General features: G+C 73.7%; 11 protein-coding genes. 10 read left to right on the forward strand and 1 reads right to left on the reverse strand.

Features of this window, described 5'->3' with window-relative positions; all coding sequences use genetic code 11:
* The first annotated feature begins 220 nt into the window (after positions 1-220).
* The 3 genes from ACZ60J_RS08965 to ACZ60J_RS08975 are packed head-to-tail and all read left to right on the forward strand — an operon-like array spanning position 221 to position 12409.
* The gene (locus ACZ60J_RS08965; RefSeq protein WP_469679950.1) at positions 221-5872 is read left to right on the forward strand and encodes an amino acid adenylation domain-containing protein; all 5652 of its coding nucleotides are present in this window, start codon (positions 221-223) and stop codon (positions 5870-5872) included.
* Positions 5869-9198, forward strand: coding sequence for an amino acid adenylation domain-containing protein (locus ACZ60J_RS08970; protein ID WP_469679951.1), 3330 nt, complete (start codon positions 5869-5871; stop codon positions 9196-9198). The genes ACZ60J_RS08965 and ACZ60J_RS08970 overlap by 4 nt, the downstream gene beginning before the upstream one ends.
* Positions 9158-12409, forward strand: coding sequence for a class I adenylate-forming enzyme family protein (locus ACZ60J_RS08975; RefSeq protein ID WP_469679952.1), 3252 nt, complete (start codon positions 9158-9160; stop codon positions 12407-12409). Before ACZ60J_RS08970 ends, ACZ60J_RS08975 begins: the two co-directional genes overlap by 41 nt.
* 40 nt (positions 12410-12449) lie before the next feature.
* Here ACZ60J_RS08975 and ACZ60J_RS08980 read toward each other — a convergent pair whose 3' ends face one another.
* Entirely contained in the window at positions 12450-13352 is a 903-nt protein-coding gene (locus tag ACZ60J_RS08980; protein WP_469679954.1) for a LysR family transcriptional regulator, read from the reverse strand.
* Positions 13353-13467: 115 nt separating this feature from the next.
* Between ACZ60J_RS08980 and ACZ60J_RS08985 the strand changes: the two genes are divergently transcribed.
* The 7 genes from ACZ60J_RS08985 (at position 13468) to ACZ60J_RS09015 (ending at position 19740) form a co-directional block, all read left to right on the forward strand.
* Complete coding sequence (locus ACZ60J_RS08985) at positions 13468-14280, forward strand: inositol monophosphatase family protein (RefSeq protein WP_469679956.1); 813 nt, start codon at positions 13468-13470, stop codon at positions 14278-14280.
* Between the two features lie 57 nt (positions 14281-14337).
* Entirely contained in the window at positions 14338-14985 is a 648-nt protein-coding gene (locus tag ACZ60J_RS08990) for an NADPH-dependent F420 reductase (RefSeq protein WP_469679958.1), read from the forward strand.
* 33 nt (positions 14986-15018) lie between these two features.
* Positions 15019-16266: a hypothetical protein gene (locus ACZ60J_RS08995; protein WP_469679960.1), complete on the forward strand. Its 1248-nt coding sequence runs from the start codon at positions 15019-15021 to the stop codon at positions 16264-16266.
* A 195-nt stretch (positions 16267-16461) separates the two neighbouring features.
* Positions 16462-17055 (forward strand): TetR/AcrR family transcriptional regulator, encoded by a 594-nt coding sequence (locus tag ACZ60J_RS09000; protein ID WP_469679962.1) that lies wholly within the window; start codon positions 16462-16464, stop codon positions 17053-17055.
* Between the two features lie 134 nt (positions 17056-17189).
* On the forward strand, positions 17190-18068 hold the full coding sequence (locus ACZ60J_RS09005; protein WP_469679964.1) for a MetQ/NlpA family ABC transporter substrate-binding protein: 879 nt from the start codon (positions 17190-17192) through the stop codon (positions 18066-18068).
* Positions 18065-19081, forward strand: coding sequence for a methionine ABC transporter ATP-binding protein (locus tag ACZ60J_RS09010; RefSeq protein WP_469679966.1), 1017 nt, complete (start codon positions 18065-18067; stop codon positions 19079-19081). Before ACZ60J_RS09005 ends, ACZ60J_RS09010 begins: the two co-directional genes overlap by 4 nt.
* Entirely contained in the window at positions 19078-19740 is a 663-nt protein-coding gene (locus ACZ60J_RS09015; protein WP_469679968.1) for a methionine ABC transporter permease, read from the forward strand. The genes ACZ60J_RS09010 and ACZ60J_RS09015 overlap by 4 nt, the downstream gene beginning before the upstream one ends.
* Positions 19741-19911: the final 171 nt, after the last annotated feature.

Below are 19911 nucleotides of genomic sequence, written 5' to 3' on the forward strand. Positions count from 1 at the left end.
CACCGCCCGGCACGCCGGATGCGCCCGGTCCGCCGGGCAGTGGCCGTTCGGCCCTGCCCGGCCCCGCTGGACACCGCCCGGTCGCAGCCCGGCCCGGTCCCACCGCGCCCCCGCGCATCCGCGCGTCCGCCCGCCACCTCCACCCGTACCGACGCGCCCCCGTCCGTCCGTACCCCCGCACGCTCCGATTCGCCCACCGCACGCCCCGAACAGGAACTCGATGACGGATACCCAGGACCTGCCCACCGACTGGTCCGCAGCCAAGCGCGCCCTTCTCAGCCAGCGGCTGCGCGGCGCCTCGGCCCCCGCCCGGGTGGTGAACCCCCGCCCGGCGGACACCGCACCGCCGCTCTCCAGCGGCCAGGAACGCCTCTGGTTCATGGACCAGCTCGCTCCCGGCTCCACTGCCTACACGCTGGCGCCGGCCCGCCGGCTCCGGGGCCCGTTCGACCGTGCCGCCCTCGACGCCGCGCTGACCGACCTCGTGGCCCGGCACGAGAGCCTGCGGATGACCTTCCGCACCACCGAGGCCGGTACCGCGGAGGTCCGGGTCGCCGAGCCCGCGCCGTTCTGCGCCCAGCACCTGGACGCCAGTGCGGACCCCGACCCGCAGGCGCGCGCCGCCACCGAGCTCGGCGCACTGATCGCCGTCCCCTTCGACCTCCAGGCCGGCCCGCTGCTGCGCGCGCTGGTGGTCCGGATCTCCGAGGACGACCACGTCCTCGCCCTCGTGATGCACCACATCATCTGCGACGGCTGGTCGATCGACCTCCTCAACCGCGAACTCGACCTCCGCTACGCCCACCACGCCCACGGAACCCCGGGCGAACTCCCGCCTCTTCCCGTCCAGTTCGGGGACTACGCCGCCTGGCAGCGGGACCGTCTGGAGAACGGGCCGCTCGCCGCCTCGCGCGACCACTGGCGCACGGAACTCGACGGCGTCCCGGCCCTGGAGCTGCCCTGCGACCGGCCCCGGCCGCCGGTGTTCACCTTCGAAGGAGCGGCGACCGAGTTCCGCTGGAGCGCCGAACTCTCCCGCCGGGTCGGCGAGGTGGCGCAGGCCCACGGCGCCTCGACGTACATGGTGCTGATGGCCGCGTTCCAGGCCCTGCTGAGCCGGCACACCGGCCAGCGGGACTTCGCCGTCGGCTCCGCCGTCGCCGGCCGCCTCCACAGTGAACTCGAAGGCGTCGTGGGCGCGTTCGTCAACATGCTGCCGATCCGCGCCCGGCTCGGCGGCGACCTCGACTTCGGCCGGCTGATCAGCCGGGTCCGCGAGACCACGCTCGACGCGTACGCGCACCAGGAGGTGCCGTTCGAGCAGATGGTCAACGATCTCGCGGTGGAACGCGACGTCAGCCGCGCCGCCGTCTTCCAGACCACCTTCGCCTTCCAGAACTACGGCGACCCCGCCGCCGCCCCCACCGCGGGCCCCGCCTCCGAGGGTTTCGGCTACGAGGCCACCACCACCCACGCCGACCTCGCCCTCTACATGCGCGAGGAGCCGGACGGCGGCCTCTACGGTCTGCTCACCTACCGCACCGACCTCTTCGACGCCGGCACCGTCGAGCGGCTCGCCGAGCGGTTCGAGCTGCTGACCGCTGCCGGGTGCGCCGACCCCGCGCTGCCGGTCGACCGGCTCCCGCTGCTCGGCGCGGCCGAGCGGACCGCCGTACTGGGCACCTGGGCCGCCGGTCCCGCACTGCCGGACGGGGGTCCCGCCACGCTCACGCGGGCGCTGGCCGAGGCCGCGGCCCGGACGCCCGGGGCACCGGCCCTGGTCTTCGAGGACCGCACCCTGACCTACGGCGACCTCGACCGGCGCGCCCGCGCCATGGCCCGGCGCCTAAGGGCGCTGGGCGTGGGTCCCGACGACCGGGTGGCCGTCTGCCTGGAGCAGTCCGCCGAGCTCGCGGTCGCCCTGGTCGCGGTGCTCAAGGCCGGCGGCGGCTACCTGCCGCTCGACCCCGAGCAGCCGCCCGCCCGGCTCGCCCACCTGGTCGCCGACGCCGGAGCCAAGGTCCTGATCACCGACTCCGCTCTGCGCCCGCGGTTCGGCGACCACCCGGCGATCGACCTGCTGACCGGCGAAGGCGGCGACGCCGGCGAAGACGACGCGGCGCCGCTGGAGGAGGTCTCCGGCGCCGACCACCTCGCGTACGTCATCTACACGTCGGGCTCCACCGGCACGCCCAAGGGCGTCGCGGTGCAGCACCGCCAGATCCTCAACTACCTCGCGGGCGCGGCCGAACGGCTGCGGATCGAGCCCGGGGCCTCCTACGGGCTGCTCCAGTCGCTCTCCTTCGACTTCAGCATGACCATGCTCTACCTGGCGCTGACGACCGGCGGCCGGGTCCATCTCCTGCCGCGCCGCATCGCGGGCGTGGAACTGGCCGCGGAGATCGAGCGGGCCGGCATCGACTACCTGAAGATGACGCCGTCCCACCTGGCCGCGCTGACCGCCGACGCGCCGCTGGAGCGGCTGCTGCCGCGCCGTGCGCTGGTCCTCGGCGGCGAGGCCAGCAGCTGGAACTGGGCGGCGGGCATCGCCGCACTGGGCCGGTGCGCGGTGTTCAACCACTACGGGCCGACCGAGGCGACGGTGGGGATCACCGTCCACGAGGTCACCACCGACGGGCTGAACGCACCGGGCAGCACGCCGATCGGCAGCCCGCTGGCCGGTGGACGCTGCTACGTGCTGGACGAGGCCCGCAACCCCGTGCCGCCGGGCGTCACCGGCGAGTTGTACCTGGGCGGGGACCGGCTGGCCCGCGGCTACCTCGGGCGCCCGGACCTGACCGCCGAGCGGTTCCTGCCCGATCCGTACGCCGCGCCGACCGGCGTGGACCCGTACGACGCCACGGCGACCGGCGGTCCGCGGATGTACCGCACCGGCGACCTGGCGCGCTGGCGCGCCGACGGGTCCCTGGAGTACCTCGGCCGCGGCGACGACCAGATCAAGGTCCGCGGCTACCGGGTCGAGCCCGGTGAGATCGAGGCCGCGCTGACCGCCCTGCCCGGCATCACCCAGGCGGTGGTCCTGGCCCGCGGCGAAGGCGTCAAGCAGAACCTCGTCGCCTACCTGGAACGCCCCTCCGGCGGCGAACCGCCGGCCGCCGCCGAACTGCGCGCCGCCCTGGGCGAGGTCCTGCCGGACTACATGGTCCCGGCCCGCTACGTGGTGCTGGAGCGGCTGCCCCTGCTCCCCCACGGCAAGGTCGACCGGAAGGCGCTGCCCGCGCCCGCGGACGGCCCGGCCGCCGGCGCCCACGTCGACCCCGAGGCCGGGACCGAGCAGGTGATCGCCGCCATGTGGGCGGACCTGCTGGACCTCCCCCGCGTCGGCGCACTGGACGACTTCTTCGAGCTCGGGGGCCACTCGCTGCTCGCCACCCAGGTGGTCGCCCGGATGCGCCGGGCCTTCCCCGACCTGACCACCCCGGTCAGCGTGATGGACCTCTTCAAGCACCCGACGGTCCGCCGGCTCGCCGAACTGGTGGCCACCCCCGAGGGCGACCGCGGGCCGCGCCGGCTGCTGCACCTGCTCACCCCCGAGGGCCGGAAGCCGGCCGCCAGCGTGGTCTGCGCCCCCTACGGCGGCGGCAGCGCGCTGATCTACAAGCCGCTCGCCGACGCCATGCCGGCGGACTGGGCCCTGCACTCCATCGCCGTTCCCGGGCACGAGCTGGGCGAGGAGGCGATGGACGTCGACGAGGTCGCCCGGCTCTGCGCCGAGGAGATCGTCGCGAACGTCGCCGGTCCCCTGGTGCTGTACGGGCACTGCGGAGTCGGCGTCCGGCTGACGGTGGAGATCGCCCGCCGGGTGGAGGCGGCCGGCCGGGAGATCGACGCCGTGCACCTCGGGGGCATCTTCCCGTTCGCCCGCCCTAAGGGCCGCGGTGCCGCGCTGGCCGAGCGCTTCGCCGAACTGGCCGCCCGGCTGCGCAGCGACCAGGGCATGATCAACGCCCTGGCCGCGGCGGGACTGGACGTGGACGAGGTCGACGAGGAGCAACTGCGGCTGATCGTGCACAACCGCCGGGTCGGCACCAAGGGGGCCGAGCGCTACTTCGGCGACCTGTACGAGAGCGAGGGCGGCACGATCTCGGCGCCGGTCATCGCCGTCTGCGGGGACCGGGATCCCGCGACCGAGTTCTACCAGGAGCGGTTCCGCGAGTGGCACCGGATCGCCGGGACCACCGCCGTGGTGGTTCTGGACGAGGCCGGGCACTTCTACCTCAAGTACCGTGCCGAGGAGTTGGCTGGCATCCTGACCGGGGTGCACCGCTCGATCGCCGCCGGCGAGGAGGCGCGCCACGAACGCACCGCCGACGCCACCTGGTGGCTGGCCGGCCTGTCCCGCGACGTGGCCGGGGCGGATCCGGACACCGTGCGGGACCCCGGGCACACCACGGACCGGACCCCCGAGGGGAACCCCCAGCCGGGATCCGGGCAGTCGAAGGGGCCGGAAGAGCCTGCCGTCTCCCGTTCGCCGTGGAGATCCCGGAAGGCCCGCGGGCGCCATCCCGTCCGTCCGACCATGGGCCGCTTCCTGGCCATCGCCACCGGCCAGCAGCTCTCGATGATCGGCTCGGCGCTCACCGAGTTCGCCCTGCCGGTCTGGATCTACCTCCAGACCGGCTCGCTGTTCCAGCTCGGCCTGCTCGCCGCCTTCGGCCTGGTGCCCGGCATCCTCGTCGCCCCGCTGGCCGGCGCCATCGTCGACCGCGGCGACCGCCGCCGGGTGATGCTGGGCGGCGACATCGCGGCCGGCCTGACCCAGGCGGCCCTGCTGGCGCTCTACCTCGCGGACTCGCTGGAGATCTGGCACTGCTACGTGATGATCTCCGTGCTCTCCGCCGCGCTCGCCTTCCAGCGCGTCGCCTGGGGATCGGCGGTGCCGCAGCTGGTGCCCAAGCGGTTCCTCGGCCGCGCCAACGGCGTGGTCCAGATGGCCCTCGGCCTCGCCCAGTTCCTCGTACCGCTGATCGCGGTCGGCATCCTGCACGTGATCGGCCTCGGCGGCATCCTGGTCTTCGACGTCGTCAGCTACCTGATCGCCACCGTCGTCACCCTGGTGGTGCGCTTCCCCGCCGTAATGGCCGCCACCCGCCGCGAGAGCGTCGGCGCCGAGATCCGCGCGGGCTTCCAACGCGCCCTCGGAAGCCGCCACTTCAGGGCCATGCTGTTCTGGTTCGCCGTACTGAACATCTTCCTCTCCCCGCTCTTCCTGCTCATCACCCCGCTGGTGCTCTCCTTCGCCTCGACCGCCGCCGCCGGCTGGGTCTCCACCGCGGCCGGGCTGGGCGCCGTACTCGGCGGCCTCACCCTGCTGGTCTGGGGAGGGCCGCGCCGGATGCGCCTGCGCGGCGTCCTGTTCGCCACCCTCGGCCTCGCCGCCGCCTGTGTCGTCACGGGCCTGCGGCCCTCGGTGACCGTGGTCGCCGTCGGCGCGTTCGGCATGACCTACGGGCTGGCGCTGCTCAACGGCATCTACGCAACGGTCATCCAGACCAAGGTGCCGATGCGCTTCCACGGCCGGGTGATCGCGGTGAACACCCTGGTCGCCTGGTCCACCCTGCCGATCGGCTTCGCCCTCGTCGCCCCGGCCGGCCCCGGACTGCTCCAGCCGCTGATGGACGAGGGCGGCGCGCTGGCCTCCAGCATCGGCGCCCTGATCGGCACCGGCGACGGACGCGGCATCGGCCTGCTCTACCTGGTGTTCGGCCTCGCCATGGCCGCACTGGTCCTCGTCAGCCTCTGCATTCCCGTCCTGGCGCGCTTCGACCGGGACGTCCCGGATGCCGAGTCCGACGACCTGATCGGCCTCGAGACCCTGCAGGCCCGCGCGAAAGGCGAGTTGACCCGATGACCAATCCGAACTTCCCGACCCCGACCTCCCCGACCCCGACCTCTCCGATCCCGACCTCCCCGGCCCCGCTCTCCCGCCATCCGCTGACCGACGAACAGCGCCGCCTGTGGTTCCTCCAGCAACTGAACCCGCAGGACGCCGGGTTCAACATGTACCTCAACCGGCGCTGGAGCGGCCCCGTCGACCCACGGGCACTGGGCGCGGCGCTGACCCGGCTCACCGCGCGGCACCAGGTCCTGCGCACCCGGTTCGCCCTGGACGGTGAACAGCCCGTCCAGCTCGTGGAACCCGTACGGGACGTCCCCCTCGCCCTGGTCCCGATCCCGGAGGCGGCCGAGGAGGCCTTCACCGCGGCCTGCGCCCCCTTCGTCAACGCCCCCTTCGACCTGGGCGAACGACCGCCGCTGCGGGCCGTCCTGGTCAGCGCCGGCGAGCACGAGCACGCCCTGGGCGTGGTGGTCCACCACATCGTCTCCGACGGCTGGTCGTTCACCGTGCTCTGGCGCGAACTGCTCGCGCTGTACCGCGAGGAAATCGGCGAGGGACCGGCCGATCTTCCCGACCTCAAGCTCCAGTACGGGGACTTCGCACTCGCCGAACGGACCAGGCTCGACGGCGGCGCGGCCGAGGAGGCGGTCCGGCACTGGAGCGGACGCCTGGCCGGCATCAGCGCCCTGCGGATGCCGCTGGACCACCCCAGGCCCGCCGATCCCACCCACCGCGCGGGCTTCGCCGACCTCGCCCTCGGCTCCGGCCTCGTTGCGGGTCTCGACGCCCTGGCCCGCGAGCAGCGCTGCACCCCCTTCATGGTGCTGCTCGCCGCCTACCAGTGCGTGCTGGCCCGCTGGAGCGGCACCTACGACTTCGCCGTCGGCACCCCGCTGGCCGGGCGCAACGAGACCGCGCACGAGGCCCTGCTCGGCTACTTCTCCCGCACCGGGGTGATCCGCGCGGACCTCACCGGCGAGCCCGATTTCCGCACCGTGCTGCGCCGGGTGCGCTCCGCCACGATGGCGGCGCTGACCCATCAGGACATCCCGGTCGAGCGGGTCGCCGCCGAACTGGGGCTGCCCGTACTGCCCGGCGTGGGACCGCTCTATCAGGCGGTGTTCGTCCACCAGAGCCAGTACGAGCTGGCGGGCGCCGACGAGCTGACCCCGCTGCCCGCGGGCGTCCGGACGCAGAGCATGGACTCCGGCTTCGACCGGGCCAAGACCGACCTTCTGCTGGACAGTTGGCGCACCCCGGGCGGCGGGATGACGCTCTCGTTCTGCTTCGACCGGGAGCTCTTCGAGCGCACCACGGTCGAGGCCCTGGCGCGCCGGGTCCGCGACCTGCTCGCCCGGGCCGTCGAGGACGTCGAGGTCCCGCTGCACGGCGACTGGCTGCTGACCGGCGAGGAGCGTGCCGCGCTCCTCGCGCTCGGCGCCGGACCCGCGCTCACCGAGGACGCCCGCCCGATCCTGCGCGGCTTCGCCGACCAGGTCGCCACCCGCCCCGACGCACCGGCCCTCGAATGCGCGGGCAGCACCCTCAGCTACGCCGAACTCGACCGCGCGTCGGATGAGTTGGCGCGCCGCCTGGGACCGGTGGCCGGCCGCGCGGTGGGCGTCCTGATCGAGCCCTCCTTCGCCCTGGTCATCGCCCTGATGGCGATCTGGAAGGCCGGCGCCGGTTACCTCCCGCTCGACCCCGCGCACCCGGCCGAGCGCCGCCGGCTGATGCTCGGCGAGGCGGACGCCGCCCTGCTGCTCACCGGGGGCGAACACCCGGACCTGGGGGTTCCGGTGCTGGTGGTTCCCGTGCCGGGGGCTCCGACACCGGCGATGCCCGTACGGCCCGCCGGCGGCCCGGACACCGGAGCCGCGCTGCCCGGCACCGCCCCGGGCGGCCTCGCGTACGTCCTCTACACCTCCGGCTCCTCCGGGGTCCCCAAGGGCGTCGCCGTCGAGCACGCCGCCCTGGCCGAGCGGGTCCGGTGGATGGCCGGACCGGAGGGCTACCGGCTCCGGCCGGGCGACCGGATCGTCCAGTTCGCCTCCATCGGCTTCGACACCCACGCCGAGGAGATCTGGCCCGCCCTCACCGCGGGCGCCTGCGTCGTCCTGCTGCCCGGCGGCGGCCGGATGCTGCCCGACCTGCTGCGCAGCGAGGCCGGGCGGTCCGTCACCGTACTCGACCTGCCCACGGCGTACTGGGAGGAACTGGTCGCGCTCGGAGACCAGACCCCCTGGCCGCCGGCGCTGCGCCTGGTCGTCCTCGGCGGCTCCGAGGCACGCGCCGCGACCCTCGCCCGGTGGCGTGAGCGGCACGGTGACACCGTCCGGCTGGTCAACACGTACGGCCCGACCGAGGCCACCGTCATCGTCACCGCGGGCGACCTCGGCGGCAGCCCCGTCGGCCACCCCGGTGACGGGCCCGCCGTCGAGCAGCGCCCACCGCTCGGCCGTCCGCTGCCGGGCGTGCGGCTCTACGTCCTGGACGAACGCGGCGGCCTGCTGCCCGCCGGTTCCGAGGGCGAGCTCCACATCGGCGGGACCGGCCTCGCGCGCGGCTACCCGGCCCGGCCCGAGCTGACGGCCGAGGCCTTCCTCCCGGATCCGTTCGCCGGGGCCCCGGACGGCCGGATGTACCGCACCGGCGACCGCGCCCGGTGGCGCACCGACGGCCAGCTGGAGTTCCTCGGCCGCGCCGACGGCCAGGTGAAGATCCGCGGATACCGGATCGAGCCCGCCGAGATCGAGGCCGCCCTCACCGCGATCCCGGCCGTCGCCCGGGCGGCCGTACTGGTCCACGACGGCCGGCGGCTGATCGCCTACGCCGTCCTGCAGCCGGCCGCAGCAGAAGGGTCCGCGGCCGCACGACCGTCCGCGCCCGGGCCGCAGGCGGCCGAACTGCGCGAGCAGCTGGCCCTGCGCCTGCCGGCCTTCATGGTGCCGGAGGCCGTGGTGCTGCTCGACACGCTCCCGCTCAACGCCAACGGCAAGCTCGACACCGCGGCCCTGCCCGATCCCGACCCGGTGGGCGGCGCCGCCGGGTACCTGGCGCCCCGCACCGATGCCGAAGCCCTGGTCGTCGGCCTCTGGCAGGAGGTGCTCGGCATACCGAGGGTCGGCGTACTGGACGACTTCCTCGCCCTCGGCGGGGACTCGCTCCTGGTCACCCGGGTCGCCGCTCGCATCCGGGCCGGCGTCGGCCTCGACGTGTCGATCCGCGACGTCTTCGAGAGCCCGACCCCGGCAGCCCTGGCAGCGCGGATCGAGGCACTCCTGATCGCCGAGATCGATGCCCTCAGCGAGGAGGAGGCCGCCGACCGGCTGGACTGACCCCGGCCGACGCACCCGCCCGCCCCCGCTTCCCCGCTCCCCCAGCCACCACCGCATCCCACCGGAGACCGCCATCGCCACCATCGCGCAGCCCGCCGCCACGACCGTCCCGGAGCTCCTCGACGCTCGCGCCACCGAACACCCGGACCACGTCGCGCTGCAGGTCGTCGGCGGCGGGGAGATCAGCTACCGCCGCTGGCGCGAGGAGGCACTGCGCGCCGCCGTCGGGCTGGCCGCCGCCGGGGTCGCACCGCACGACCGGGTGCTGTTGCGGTTCTCCAACGCGCGCTGGGACCGGTACGCCGTCGGCTTCCTCGCCGTCCAGTACGCGGGCGGGGTGCCGGTCCCGGTCCGCGAGGACCTGTCCGAGGCCGATGCCGCGGCCCTGGCCGCACTGGCCGGGGCGGGCACCGTCCTCCGGGACGGGCAGGACGGGGGCGCCGGGGATGACGGGTACGACGGCGAGGGTGAACCGCCCGCCCTCCCCGGACGGGTGGAGCTCCGTCTGGACGCCCTGCTGGCCGCCCACCCCGAGCCGCCGGCGGCCCCGCCGTACCGGGTCGGCCCGGCCGACCCGGCGCAGGTGATCGGCACCTCCGGTACCACCGGTGCGCCCAAGGGCGTGCTCGCCGCGCACGCCAACCTGACGGCCGGTCTGGTCGCACACCCCCGCCGCCGTGCCTACGCGCACTCGCGGCACGCCCTGCACGCCTTCCCGATCGGCACCAACGCGGGCCAGGTGATGCTGCTGGGCGCGCTGACCGCCGCGCCCACCACGCTCAGCCTGCCGCGCTTCGACGCGGACCGCTTCGGCAGCGCGGTCGAGAAGTTCGGGATCGGCACCGCCTTCCTGGTGCCCTCGATGGCGATCGAACTGGTCAACGCGGGCACCGCCGGTCGGTACGATCTGAGCAGTCTGCGCCTGGTCAACTCCTCCGCCGCCGCACTGCCCGTGCCGGTGGCGGCGGCGCTGGCCGCGGCGCTGCCGGGCGCGACGCTGGTCAACACCTACACCTCGGCCGAGGCCTCGCCCGCGCAGGTCTCCACCGTGGTCGACACCCGCCGCCCCGGCTCGCTGGGCCGCCCGGCCGACCCCGGTGACCTGCGGATCCTCGACGCGGAGGGACTCCCGCTGCCCGCCGGGCAGGTCGGCGAGGTGTGGCTGCGCCAGCCCGGACCGCCCCGCGGCTACCTGGGCGCCGCCGGTGACGGCGAGCGGGTGTTCCGGGACGGCTGGGTGCGGATGGGCGATGTCGGACGCCTCGACCCGGATGGTTACCTGTACTTGGTCGACCGGGAGAGCGACGTCATCAAGAGCGGTGCGCTGAAGGTCTCCACGCTGCGGATCGAGGAGGCGCTGCACGAGCACCCCGCGGTCGCCGACGCCGCCGCGCTCGGCCTGCCGCACCCCGTGATGGGCGCCGTCCCGGTGGCGGTGGTCGTCGCCGGTCCGGGCGGCCTGGACCTGGACGACCTCCGGCTGTTCCTGAGCGGCCGGTTGAGCCGCCCCGAGCTGCCGGTCCGGATCCTCCTCGCCGGCGACCTTCCCAGGAACCCGAGCGGCAAGGTGGTCAAACGCCTGCTCCGCCCCCTGTTCGACGCGCCCGCCGAGTCCGCGGGACCCGCTGTCGCTCCGACATCCCCGACGGAGCTGCGGTTGGCCGGGCTCTGGCGGCGCCTGCTCGGCCGGCCGGTCACGGACGTGGCCGCCGAGTTCTTCGCGCTCGGCGGCGACTCGTTCCGGGCGGTCCAGCTCGCCGCCGGCATCAGCAGCGAGTTCGGGGTCCGGGCGGGCACCGCCGTGGTCTTCGAACGGCCCTCGCTGCGGTTCCAGGCCGCCTGGGTGGACCACCCCGACCGCCGGCAGAGCGCTGCCGACGCGGCTTCCGCGGGGACGGACACCGTGACGCCCTACCTGGCCGCGCTCCGTGCGCAGCCGCACGCCATCGCGCTCACCTCGCAGCAGGAGAACTTCTTCCGCTGGATGGCCGAGGCGCCCGGACGGGACGCCGGAGCGGTGACGGCGCTGTTCCGGGTGGCCGACCGGCTGGAGCCGGAGACGCTCGGCCTGGCACTCACGGAGGTGGTCCGGCGCCATCCGGCGCTCCGGACCCGGTTCGAGGCGGCGGGCGAGGCAGCGGGCGAGGGTGCGGGCGAAGGGGTCGTACGGGCGGTGCTGGACGAGGAGCCCCGGGTACGGATCACGCTGACCCCCGCCCCGGGGGCCACGGACGCGGAGGTGGACGCCCTGCTGCTGGCCGAGCGCGACCGTCTGACCGACCTGGGCCGCGACCCGATGGCCCGCCTCCTGGTGGTCAGCCGGTCGGAGACCGATCACGTGGTGCTGGTCGCGGTGCACCACATGGTCTCCGACGGCTGGTCGGTGGGCGTGCTGCTGGCCGACCTCGGGGTGTTCTACTCGGCTCTGCGGCGCGGGCGTTCGGCCCCACCGGCCCGATCGGGCCCTGGGTACGGAGAGTTGGTGGACTGGGCGAACGCGCACTGGCCGGCCTCCCGGGCCCACTTCCAGGCCGCGCTGGCCGGGGCGCCGGAGGCCGTCGAGCAGTTCGACGGCCGCCGGGCGGTGGAAGAAGTGCTCACCCAGGCGCACGAGTTCGAGGTGCCGGCGCCGTTGGCCGACGCCGTGCGGGCCCGGGCGGCCGAGCTGGGTGCGACGCCCTTCCTGGCCGTCACGGCCGCCTGGACCGGACTGCTGGCGAGCCGCAGCGGCCGCCCCGACCTGGTGGTGATGACCCCGGTGCCCGGCCGCCCGCGACCGGACGCCGAGCGGACGGTGGGCTGTTTCGTCCAGTCGCTGCTGCTGCGGGTGGATGCGAGCGGCGGGCCCGGCTTCGCCGAGCTGGTGGACCGGCTGCGGACGGTCTACAGCGAGGCACTGGACCACCAGTTGTACCCGTTCGCGGAGTTCAGCCCGGCCGTGCCGTTCGCGGCCTGGCTCCGCTACGAGGCCTGGGCCGCGCCCGCACAGCTGCCCGGCCTGGCCTGCGAGCCCTGGGAACTGCCGCGCGGGAGCACCGTGCCCTGGCCCCTGCCGGGCGGCGACCGGGGAGTGCCCGAGCTGACCGTACTGGAGCAGCCGGACGGCAGCCTGCGCTGCTGGCTGCAGTACAACGCGCGGGCCTTCGACCTGCCCGTGATCACCGAACTGGCCCGGGAGTTCACGGCGGCACTGACCGCGGCCTGCGCGTGACCCGACGGGGGCTCCGGGAGCCGGGTACCCGGAGCCCCCGTCATGGCGCGAACAGCGCCTCGACGGTCTCGGAGGCCGTGTCGCGCAGCCAGGTGTGGGCGCGGTCGTCGTCGTAGCGCTGGTGCCACAGCAGGTACACGGGGACGTCGGGCAGCTGGAGCGGCAGCGGCAGTGTGACCAGGCCCAGTTGGTCCCGGGCCGCGCGGGTGACCGCGTCGGGGAGGGTGACGATTAGGTCGGTGCCGAGCGCGAGGTGGAGGGCGAAGGCGGTGGTGGGGCCGGCGGCGACGACGCGTCGTGCGAGGCCTCGTGCGGTCAGGGCGTCATCGATCGGGTCGCGCAGGCTTCCGCGCCGCGAGACGGTGAGGTGTTCGGCGGCCGTGTAGCGGTCGAGGCCCAGCGGGCCCTCGGTGAGCGGGTGGCCCGGGCGGACGGCGACGACCAGCCGGTCCCTGCCGACGAGGCGGTGCCGGATGTCGGGGAGCGCCGGCCGGCCGGAGCTCGATTCGAGGTCGACCTCGCCGCGGCGCAGCTCGGGGGTGTCCGTGCCGGGTTCGGCGGGCAGCCGCAGCTGGACCCCGGGGGCTTGGCGGTGGACGGCGGTGATCAGGGCGGTGCCGCACGCGGCGGCCAGGGCGTCGTGCCAGCGCACGGTGAAGACCCGTTCCAGAGTCGCCAGGTCGAGTTCCTGTTGTGCGGAGAGAAGGCGGTGGGCCTGCTGTACGAGGGTGTGGACCTCGGCGCGGATGGCCAGGGCGCGGGTGGTGGGGACCATGCTGCGGCCGGTCCGGACCAGGATCTGGTCGCCCGTGGCCTTGCGGATGCGGCCCAGGGAGCGGCTCATGGCCGGCGCGGTGACGTGGAGTCGGGCCGCGGCGCCGGCGACGCTGCCCTCTTCCAGCAGGGCGTCCAGCGCGGTGAGCAGGTTCAGATCCAGTTGCATGGGAGTAACTCTACGAGTGAAAAGCATGCACTTGTTGTTAATCCACAGGGCTTCTAACTTCGAAGTGCGGGCAGGGAACGAGCCGCCCGCACCCACCGAAACCAGGGAGCCCGCCATGAGCACAGCCATGCCCTTCGCCGCCGACACGACGCTCCTGCCCGAGGTGACCGCCGCGGTGAAGGCCGCCGGCCGCACGCTCCGGGACCGCTTCACCCCGTACGCCCGGGGAGTGAGCCTCGACGAGGTCGTCGGGGAGATCCACGCCAACGACGACGCGGTCCTGGCCGTACTGCGGGAGCCGCTGCTGCGGGCCCGGCCGGGATCGCAGTGGGCCGAGGACGAGCTGGCCGGCGGCGCGCTTCCGCCCGGGGAGTGGTGGGTCGTCGACCCCGCCGAGGGCAACATCAACCACGTCCACGGCATGGACGACTGGTCCGTCACCGCCACCCTGGTCCGCGACAACCTGCCGGTGCTCACCGTCGTCCACCTGCCGCTGACCGGCGACACGTACACCGCCGCAGCCGGCGGCGGCGCCCACCTGAACGGCCGGCGGCTGCAGGTGTCCGCCAAGACCGACCTGGGCGCCGCACTCATCGGCACCGGCCAGGCCAAGCCCGGCGAGGACGAGCGCACCTTCCGGCGGATCGGCGACTCCGTCACCGCCATGCTCGTGGGCGGCCTGGTCGTACGCGTGTCCGTGCCCGCCACGATGCAGCTCATCCATGTCGCCGCCGGACGCATGGACGCGTTCTGGCAGTTCTCCGACGTCCGCTCCGGCCTGGTCGCCGGCGCGCTGCTGGTCTCCGAGGCCGGAGGCACCGTCACCGACCTGGCGGGCGAGCCCTGGAACACCGGCAGCCGCGACTTCCTGGCCTCCGCCCCCGGCATCCACGCCGCCGCCCTGAAGGTCCTGTCGCCGATCGCCTGACCGGACGACCACCGCCCTTCCCACCCCCTCCCCCGACATCACAAGGAGCATCACGTCATGACCAGCATCGGCATCCTGGGCGCCGGCCGCGTCGGCACCAACCTCGCCCGCAAGCTCTCCGAGGCCGGACACCAGGTCGTCCTCGGCCGCCGGAATCCGACGGAGCAACATACGGCGGTTGCCGAAGGCCCGGGCCCCCGCGTCTCCTTCGCCGACCAGCGCACCACCGCCCGCACGGCGGACATCGTGATCAACGCGACGCCGGGCGACAGCGCCCTCGACCTCCTGGGCGGCCTGCGGAGCGAACTCGCCGGCAAGCTCCTCGTCGACGTCTCCAACGCCACCCGCCACGCCGGTGACGGCCTGCCGGGGGACCTCTGCTACCCGGGCGGCAGCCTCGCCGAGCACCTCCAGGCCGCCCTTCCCGACACCCGTGTGGTCAAGACCCTCAACACCATGCTGTTCATGGTCATGACCGCCCCCGAAACGCTCGCGACCCCACCGACCGCCTATGTCTCGGGCAACGACGAGAACGCGAAGAAGACCGTCACCGGCCTGCTCGGCGACCTGGGCTGGCAACCCGGATGGATCGAGGACCTCGGCGACATCACCACGGCCCGCGCCACCGAGGCCATGGTCCTCGTGGTGCCCCACGTCCTGCGCCGGCACGGCTTCGGCCCCTTCGCCGTATCTCTGGCCCGCTGACCCCCGTCGCCGCGGTGTGAGTACGGTCAGCTCATGCAGAAAGTGGAATCGGGGCAGCGGGGGCATGTCCTTCTCATAGCGGGCGCCGGCGCCGTGCGCCGTCGCGCCGTTCAGGTGGCTCCGAGTGCCAACCTGGCCGCACTGGGGGTCGTTCCGGTTTCGCTGCTCCTGAACAGCGGCGTCTCCTGCGATACGACGTACCTGGACGGGGCCCGGGATCCGAACCTGGTGGTGACGCGGTTGCGGACGGCTGCGGCCACGCGGGGTCCGCTGCTGGTCTACCTGTCGGGCCGCCTCACCGTCGACCGCCGTGGCGGGCGGCTGCACGTGGCCCTGGCCGGTACGACGGCCGGGTCGGTCCGGTACACGGCGCTGCCCTGGGAGTGGCTGGGCAGGGAGCTGCGGGGCCGTCCGCCCGGGCTGACGACGGTGCTGCTGGACCTGGTCGCGGACAAGGCGGCGTGGCCGCTGCTGCAGGAGTACGGCAGCCTGCCCTCGTCGCCGTCCGCCGAGGTGTACGGGGTCGTCTCGCCGCCGGACTTCGCCGGCAGCGGGACTGCGGTGAGCACGTACACCAGGTGCTGGATCGCTCAGCTCGCCGCGGGTCCGGGCCGTCCGGCGAATCTTCAGGTGCACGCTCTGGCCGTGGGTGCGGCGGCGCTGCCGCCGGGCACGCTCGTCGTGCCGACGGCTCGCGAACTCGCCGCCCCCGCCTCCCGGAAGCCGGGTCCGGAGCAGGCCGTGCATCCGGGTCCGGCGGTTCGGGCCGCGGGCGGGGCGCCCGCCCCGGGGCGGGCGGAGGCGGCCGCTCGGCAGCAGCCGAACGCCGGCGCCACCGGCGGGGCGGTGCGCGATCCACGGCCGCAGATCCACGCCCTGGCCCTTGCGGGCCGGCACGCGGAGGCCGCGGGTGCTGCCGAGGCCTGGGAGCAGTACGTGCTGCAGCGGTCGGGGTACGGGTCACCCGGCGCCATCAGCTGGCTGGAGATCCGTGCGGACCTCGCCCGGATGGCGGGTTCCTTCGAGCTCGCGACACGACTGTGGACCAAAGCGGGCCGGATCCGGCTGGGCAGCCAGTCTCCCGACGAGCCGGAGGTCCACGCGGCCGCGGCCGGCGCCCTGCACTGCTGGTCCCGGCTCAGAGAACCGGCGGCGGCCCTCGACACGGCTACGGAGCTCATCGGCTTCCTGCGCGACCTGCCGTCGCTCGATCCGCGGAACGTCGAACTGGCCGAGCAGCGCGTGGAGTTCTTGCACGGTACGTCGAGCAGACCCGGATAGCCCCCACCGGGGCGGCGCGGTGACGGCGGGGCGCCCGACCCCGCTCGGGCGCCCTTCCGGTACCCGGATCCCGGGTACCGGAGACGCCCCCGCTACGCAATCGATACGAAACGGATCGTTGCGTGATCAGTGTGTGGCCAAGAGCCGACGCCTGTCAACACGAGACGTAGCGTTACGCTCGGATAGAGTCGCCCCGTGAGCCCCGCAACGCGCAGCGAAGAGTCCCGGCAGGCCATCATCGAGGCCGCTCTCGGCCTCTGCGTGGAGCGGGGGTTCGCCTCGACCACGATCGAGGGCATCGCCGCCCGGGCGGGGGTCGGCAAGACGACCATCTACCGGTGGTGGCCCTCGAAGGCCGCCATCCTCGTCGAGGGCGTCGAGAACGCCCGGGACGCCGCCACCGGCTTTCCCGACACCGGTGACATCCGCGCAGACCTGGCCGCCCAGACCTCGAGCGTCACGAGCCTGTTCGCTACGGAGTTCGGCGAGGTCTGGCGAGGCCTGATCGGCGCCGCCCAGTCCGACGAGGCCGCCGCGGACGGGGTCACCCGCATCCTGCGGGTCTCGATCGACGCATGCGTCGCGCGTCTCGCCGCGGCACGCGACGCCGGGCAGCTCCGCAGCGACCTCGACCTCGAGCTGGCCGTCGAACTGCTCTACGGGCCGCTCTACCACACGTGGCTCCTGCGCACCCGCCCCCTGCCCGAGGCGTACATGGAATCGGTCCTCGCGACGATTCTGCCCGCACTGGAACCCGCGCCCGACGACCACGCGGCTCCGAGGCCCTGACCACAAACACCCCCGCCCTTCCATTCATTGCAGATTCGTGAATTGAGCCAAAGATTCAAAGGTATCTGGACCAGTTCGATCTACGATCCAGTCACCCCTTCGTTTTGGCTCTTTCTCTGCACATGGATCACACAATGATTTCTGCACCGCCGCGTCGACGTACCCTGCTCGCCGCATCCACCGCTGGCGCCCTCGCCCTCCTCCTGTCCGGCTGCGGCGCCGGAGGATCCGACGAGCACCGCATCCGGGTCGGCGTCTCCGGCGACTCCCCGGAGTGGGACGTCCTCGCCAAGGAGGCCAAGAAGGAGGGCCTCACCGTGGAGACGGTGGTGTTCGACGACTACTCGCTGCCCAACAAGGCCCTCAGCGCGGGCGACATCGAGCTCAACGCCTTCCAGCACCTGGTCTTCCTCGCCCAGTCGAACACCGAGAACAAGACCGACATCGCCCCCATCGCCGCGACCACGGTGGTCCCCCTCGGGCTCTACTCCGGCAAGCACAAGCAGCTCGCGGACCTTCCCGACCGGGCCGAGATAGCCCTGCCCAACGACCCCGCCAACCAGGGACGCGGTCTGCGCGTGCTGGAACAGGCGAAGATCATCGAACTGCGCGAGGACGCGGGGCTGTTCGCCACCCCCGACGACATCACCGCCAACCCCAAGCACGTCAAGCTCACCCCGGTCAACGCCCAGCAGACCCCCCGGACCCTCAAGGACACGGACGCCGCGATCATCAACGACGGCGTGGCCGAGCTCGCCGGCATCAAGGCCGACACCGCACTCTTCAAGGACGATCCGGCCGGGCCGCAGTCCGTCCCCTACCTGAACGTCATCGCCGCGCGGGCGGACCGGAAGGACGACGCGGACTACCAGAAGATCGTCAAGCTGTACGCGTCGCAGGTCGTACAGGACGAGGTACGCCGCACCAGCAACGGCACCGCCCACCACATCGAGCTGCCCGCCGCCGAGCTGCAGGCCGAGGTGGCCCGCATCCAGAAGCAGCTGAAGCGATGACCGCCGCCGTGGAACTGCGCGACGTCGCAAAGGAGTTCCCGGGCGGAGCGCGCGCCGTGGACGGAGTCAGCCTCACCGTCGGGGCGGGCACCGTCTTCGGCGTCGTAGGGCACAGCGGTGCGGGCAAGTCCACCCTGTTGCGCCTGGTCAACGGCCTGGAGGAGCCGACTTCGGGCAGCGTGCTGCTGGACGGCCGGGACCTCTCGTCCCTCGGTGAGCGCCGGCTGCGCCCCATCCGCCGCGACATCGGCATGATCTTCCAGCAGTTCAACCTGTTCCGCTCGCGCACGGTCCTGGGCAACGTGCTCTACCCGCTGCGCCTCGCCGGGATGGACCGCGCCGCGGCCCGGGCCCGCGCCGAGGAGACGCTGGAGTTCGTCGGTCTCGCCGGGCACGGGAAGCGCTACCCCGAGCAGCTCTCGGGCGGTCAGCGCCAGCGCGTCGGCATCGCCCGCGCGCTCGCCACCCGGCCGAAGGTCCTGCTGTGCGACGAGGCGACCTCCGCCCTCGACCCGCAGACCACCGGCGAGGTACTGGCCCTGCTGCGCCGGGTCAACCGCGAGCTGGGCGTCACGATCCTCCTCATCACCCACGAGATGGAGGTCGTACGGACCCTGTGCGACCGGGTCGCGGTCATGGAGGACGGCAAGGTGGTCGAGAGCGGCGAGGTCTACGAGGTCTTCGCGCGGCCCCGCCACGCGACCACGGCCGCGTTCGTCCGCTCCGCACAGCACGCCGAGCCGGACGCAGGACTCCTGGAACGGCTGCGCGCCCGCCACCCCGGCCGCCTGGTCACGGTGCCCGTCGTCGACGGCAGCCCCGCTCTGGACGGCCTCTCCGAGCTCGTGCGCGTCCACGGCGTCGACTTCGCCTTCGTCCACGGAGGCGTCGCCGAGGTGCGCGGACGCCCCCTGGGCAGCGTGACGCTGGAGCTGCGCGGCGAGGCCGGCGCGGTCGAGGCCGTCGCCGCCGGGCTGCGCGCACCCGGCCCGGCGGAAGCGGGTGTCCGGTGAAGGCGGACTGGAGCACGTTCTGGCCCAAGGTCCTCGACGCCACCGGCGAGACCGTGTACATGGTGCTGATCACCCTGGCGCTGTCGACCGTCGGCGGTCTGGCGGTGGGGCTCACCCTCTACGCCACGCGCAAGGGCGGTGTCCTGCCGAACCGGATCGTCCATTCGGTCCTGGGCCTGCTCATCAACGTCATCCGGCCCGTGCCCTTCATCATCGCGATCGTCGCGCTCGCCCCGGTCACGCGCGGGGTGGTCGGCACGATGATCGGCACGAACGCAGCGATCTTCCCGATGACCGTCGTCGCGACGTTCGGGGTCGCCCGGATCGTCGAGTCCAACCTGCTCTCGGTCGAGCCGGGCGTGATCGAGGCCGCCCGCTCCATGGGCGCCGGCCCGCTGCGGATCCTGCTCACGGTCCTCGTCCCGGAGGCGCTCGGCCCCCTGGTCCTCGGCATGACCTTCATGCTCGTCGCGCTGATCGACTTCTCGGCGGTGGCCGGGACGGTCGGCGGCGGAGGCGTCGGCAACCTGGCGATGACCTACGGCTACCTGCGCTTCGACACCTCGGTGATGGTGGTGACGGTGCTCGTGCTGATCGCCCTCGTGCAGTCGGCGCAGCTCCTCGGCAACGTGCTGTCCCGCAAGGTGCTCCGCCGCTGACGGAACCCACCGCGGCGTGGCCGCGCTTCCCGGTAGGGCCCCCGGAATCCGGGGGCCCTACCTGCGTTCCGCCGGATCCCGGCACTCGTAACCCCACCCGTCTCACGTGCATCAACACCGGCGTTTCGGCCAGCGCCTTCCCGGGCGGGACCCGCACGCCTCAAGGGTGGA

It is taken from the genome of Streptomyces sp. NPDC104226 (genome assembly GCF_055584085.1).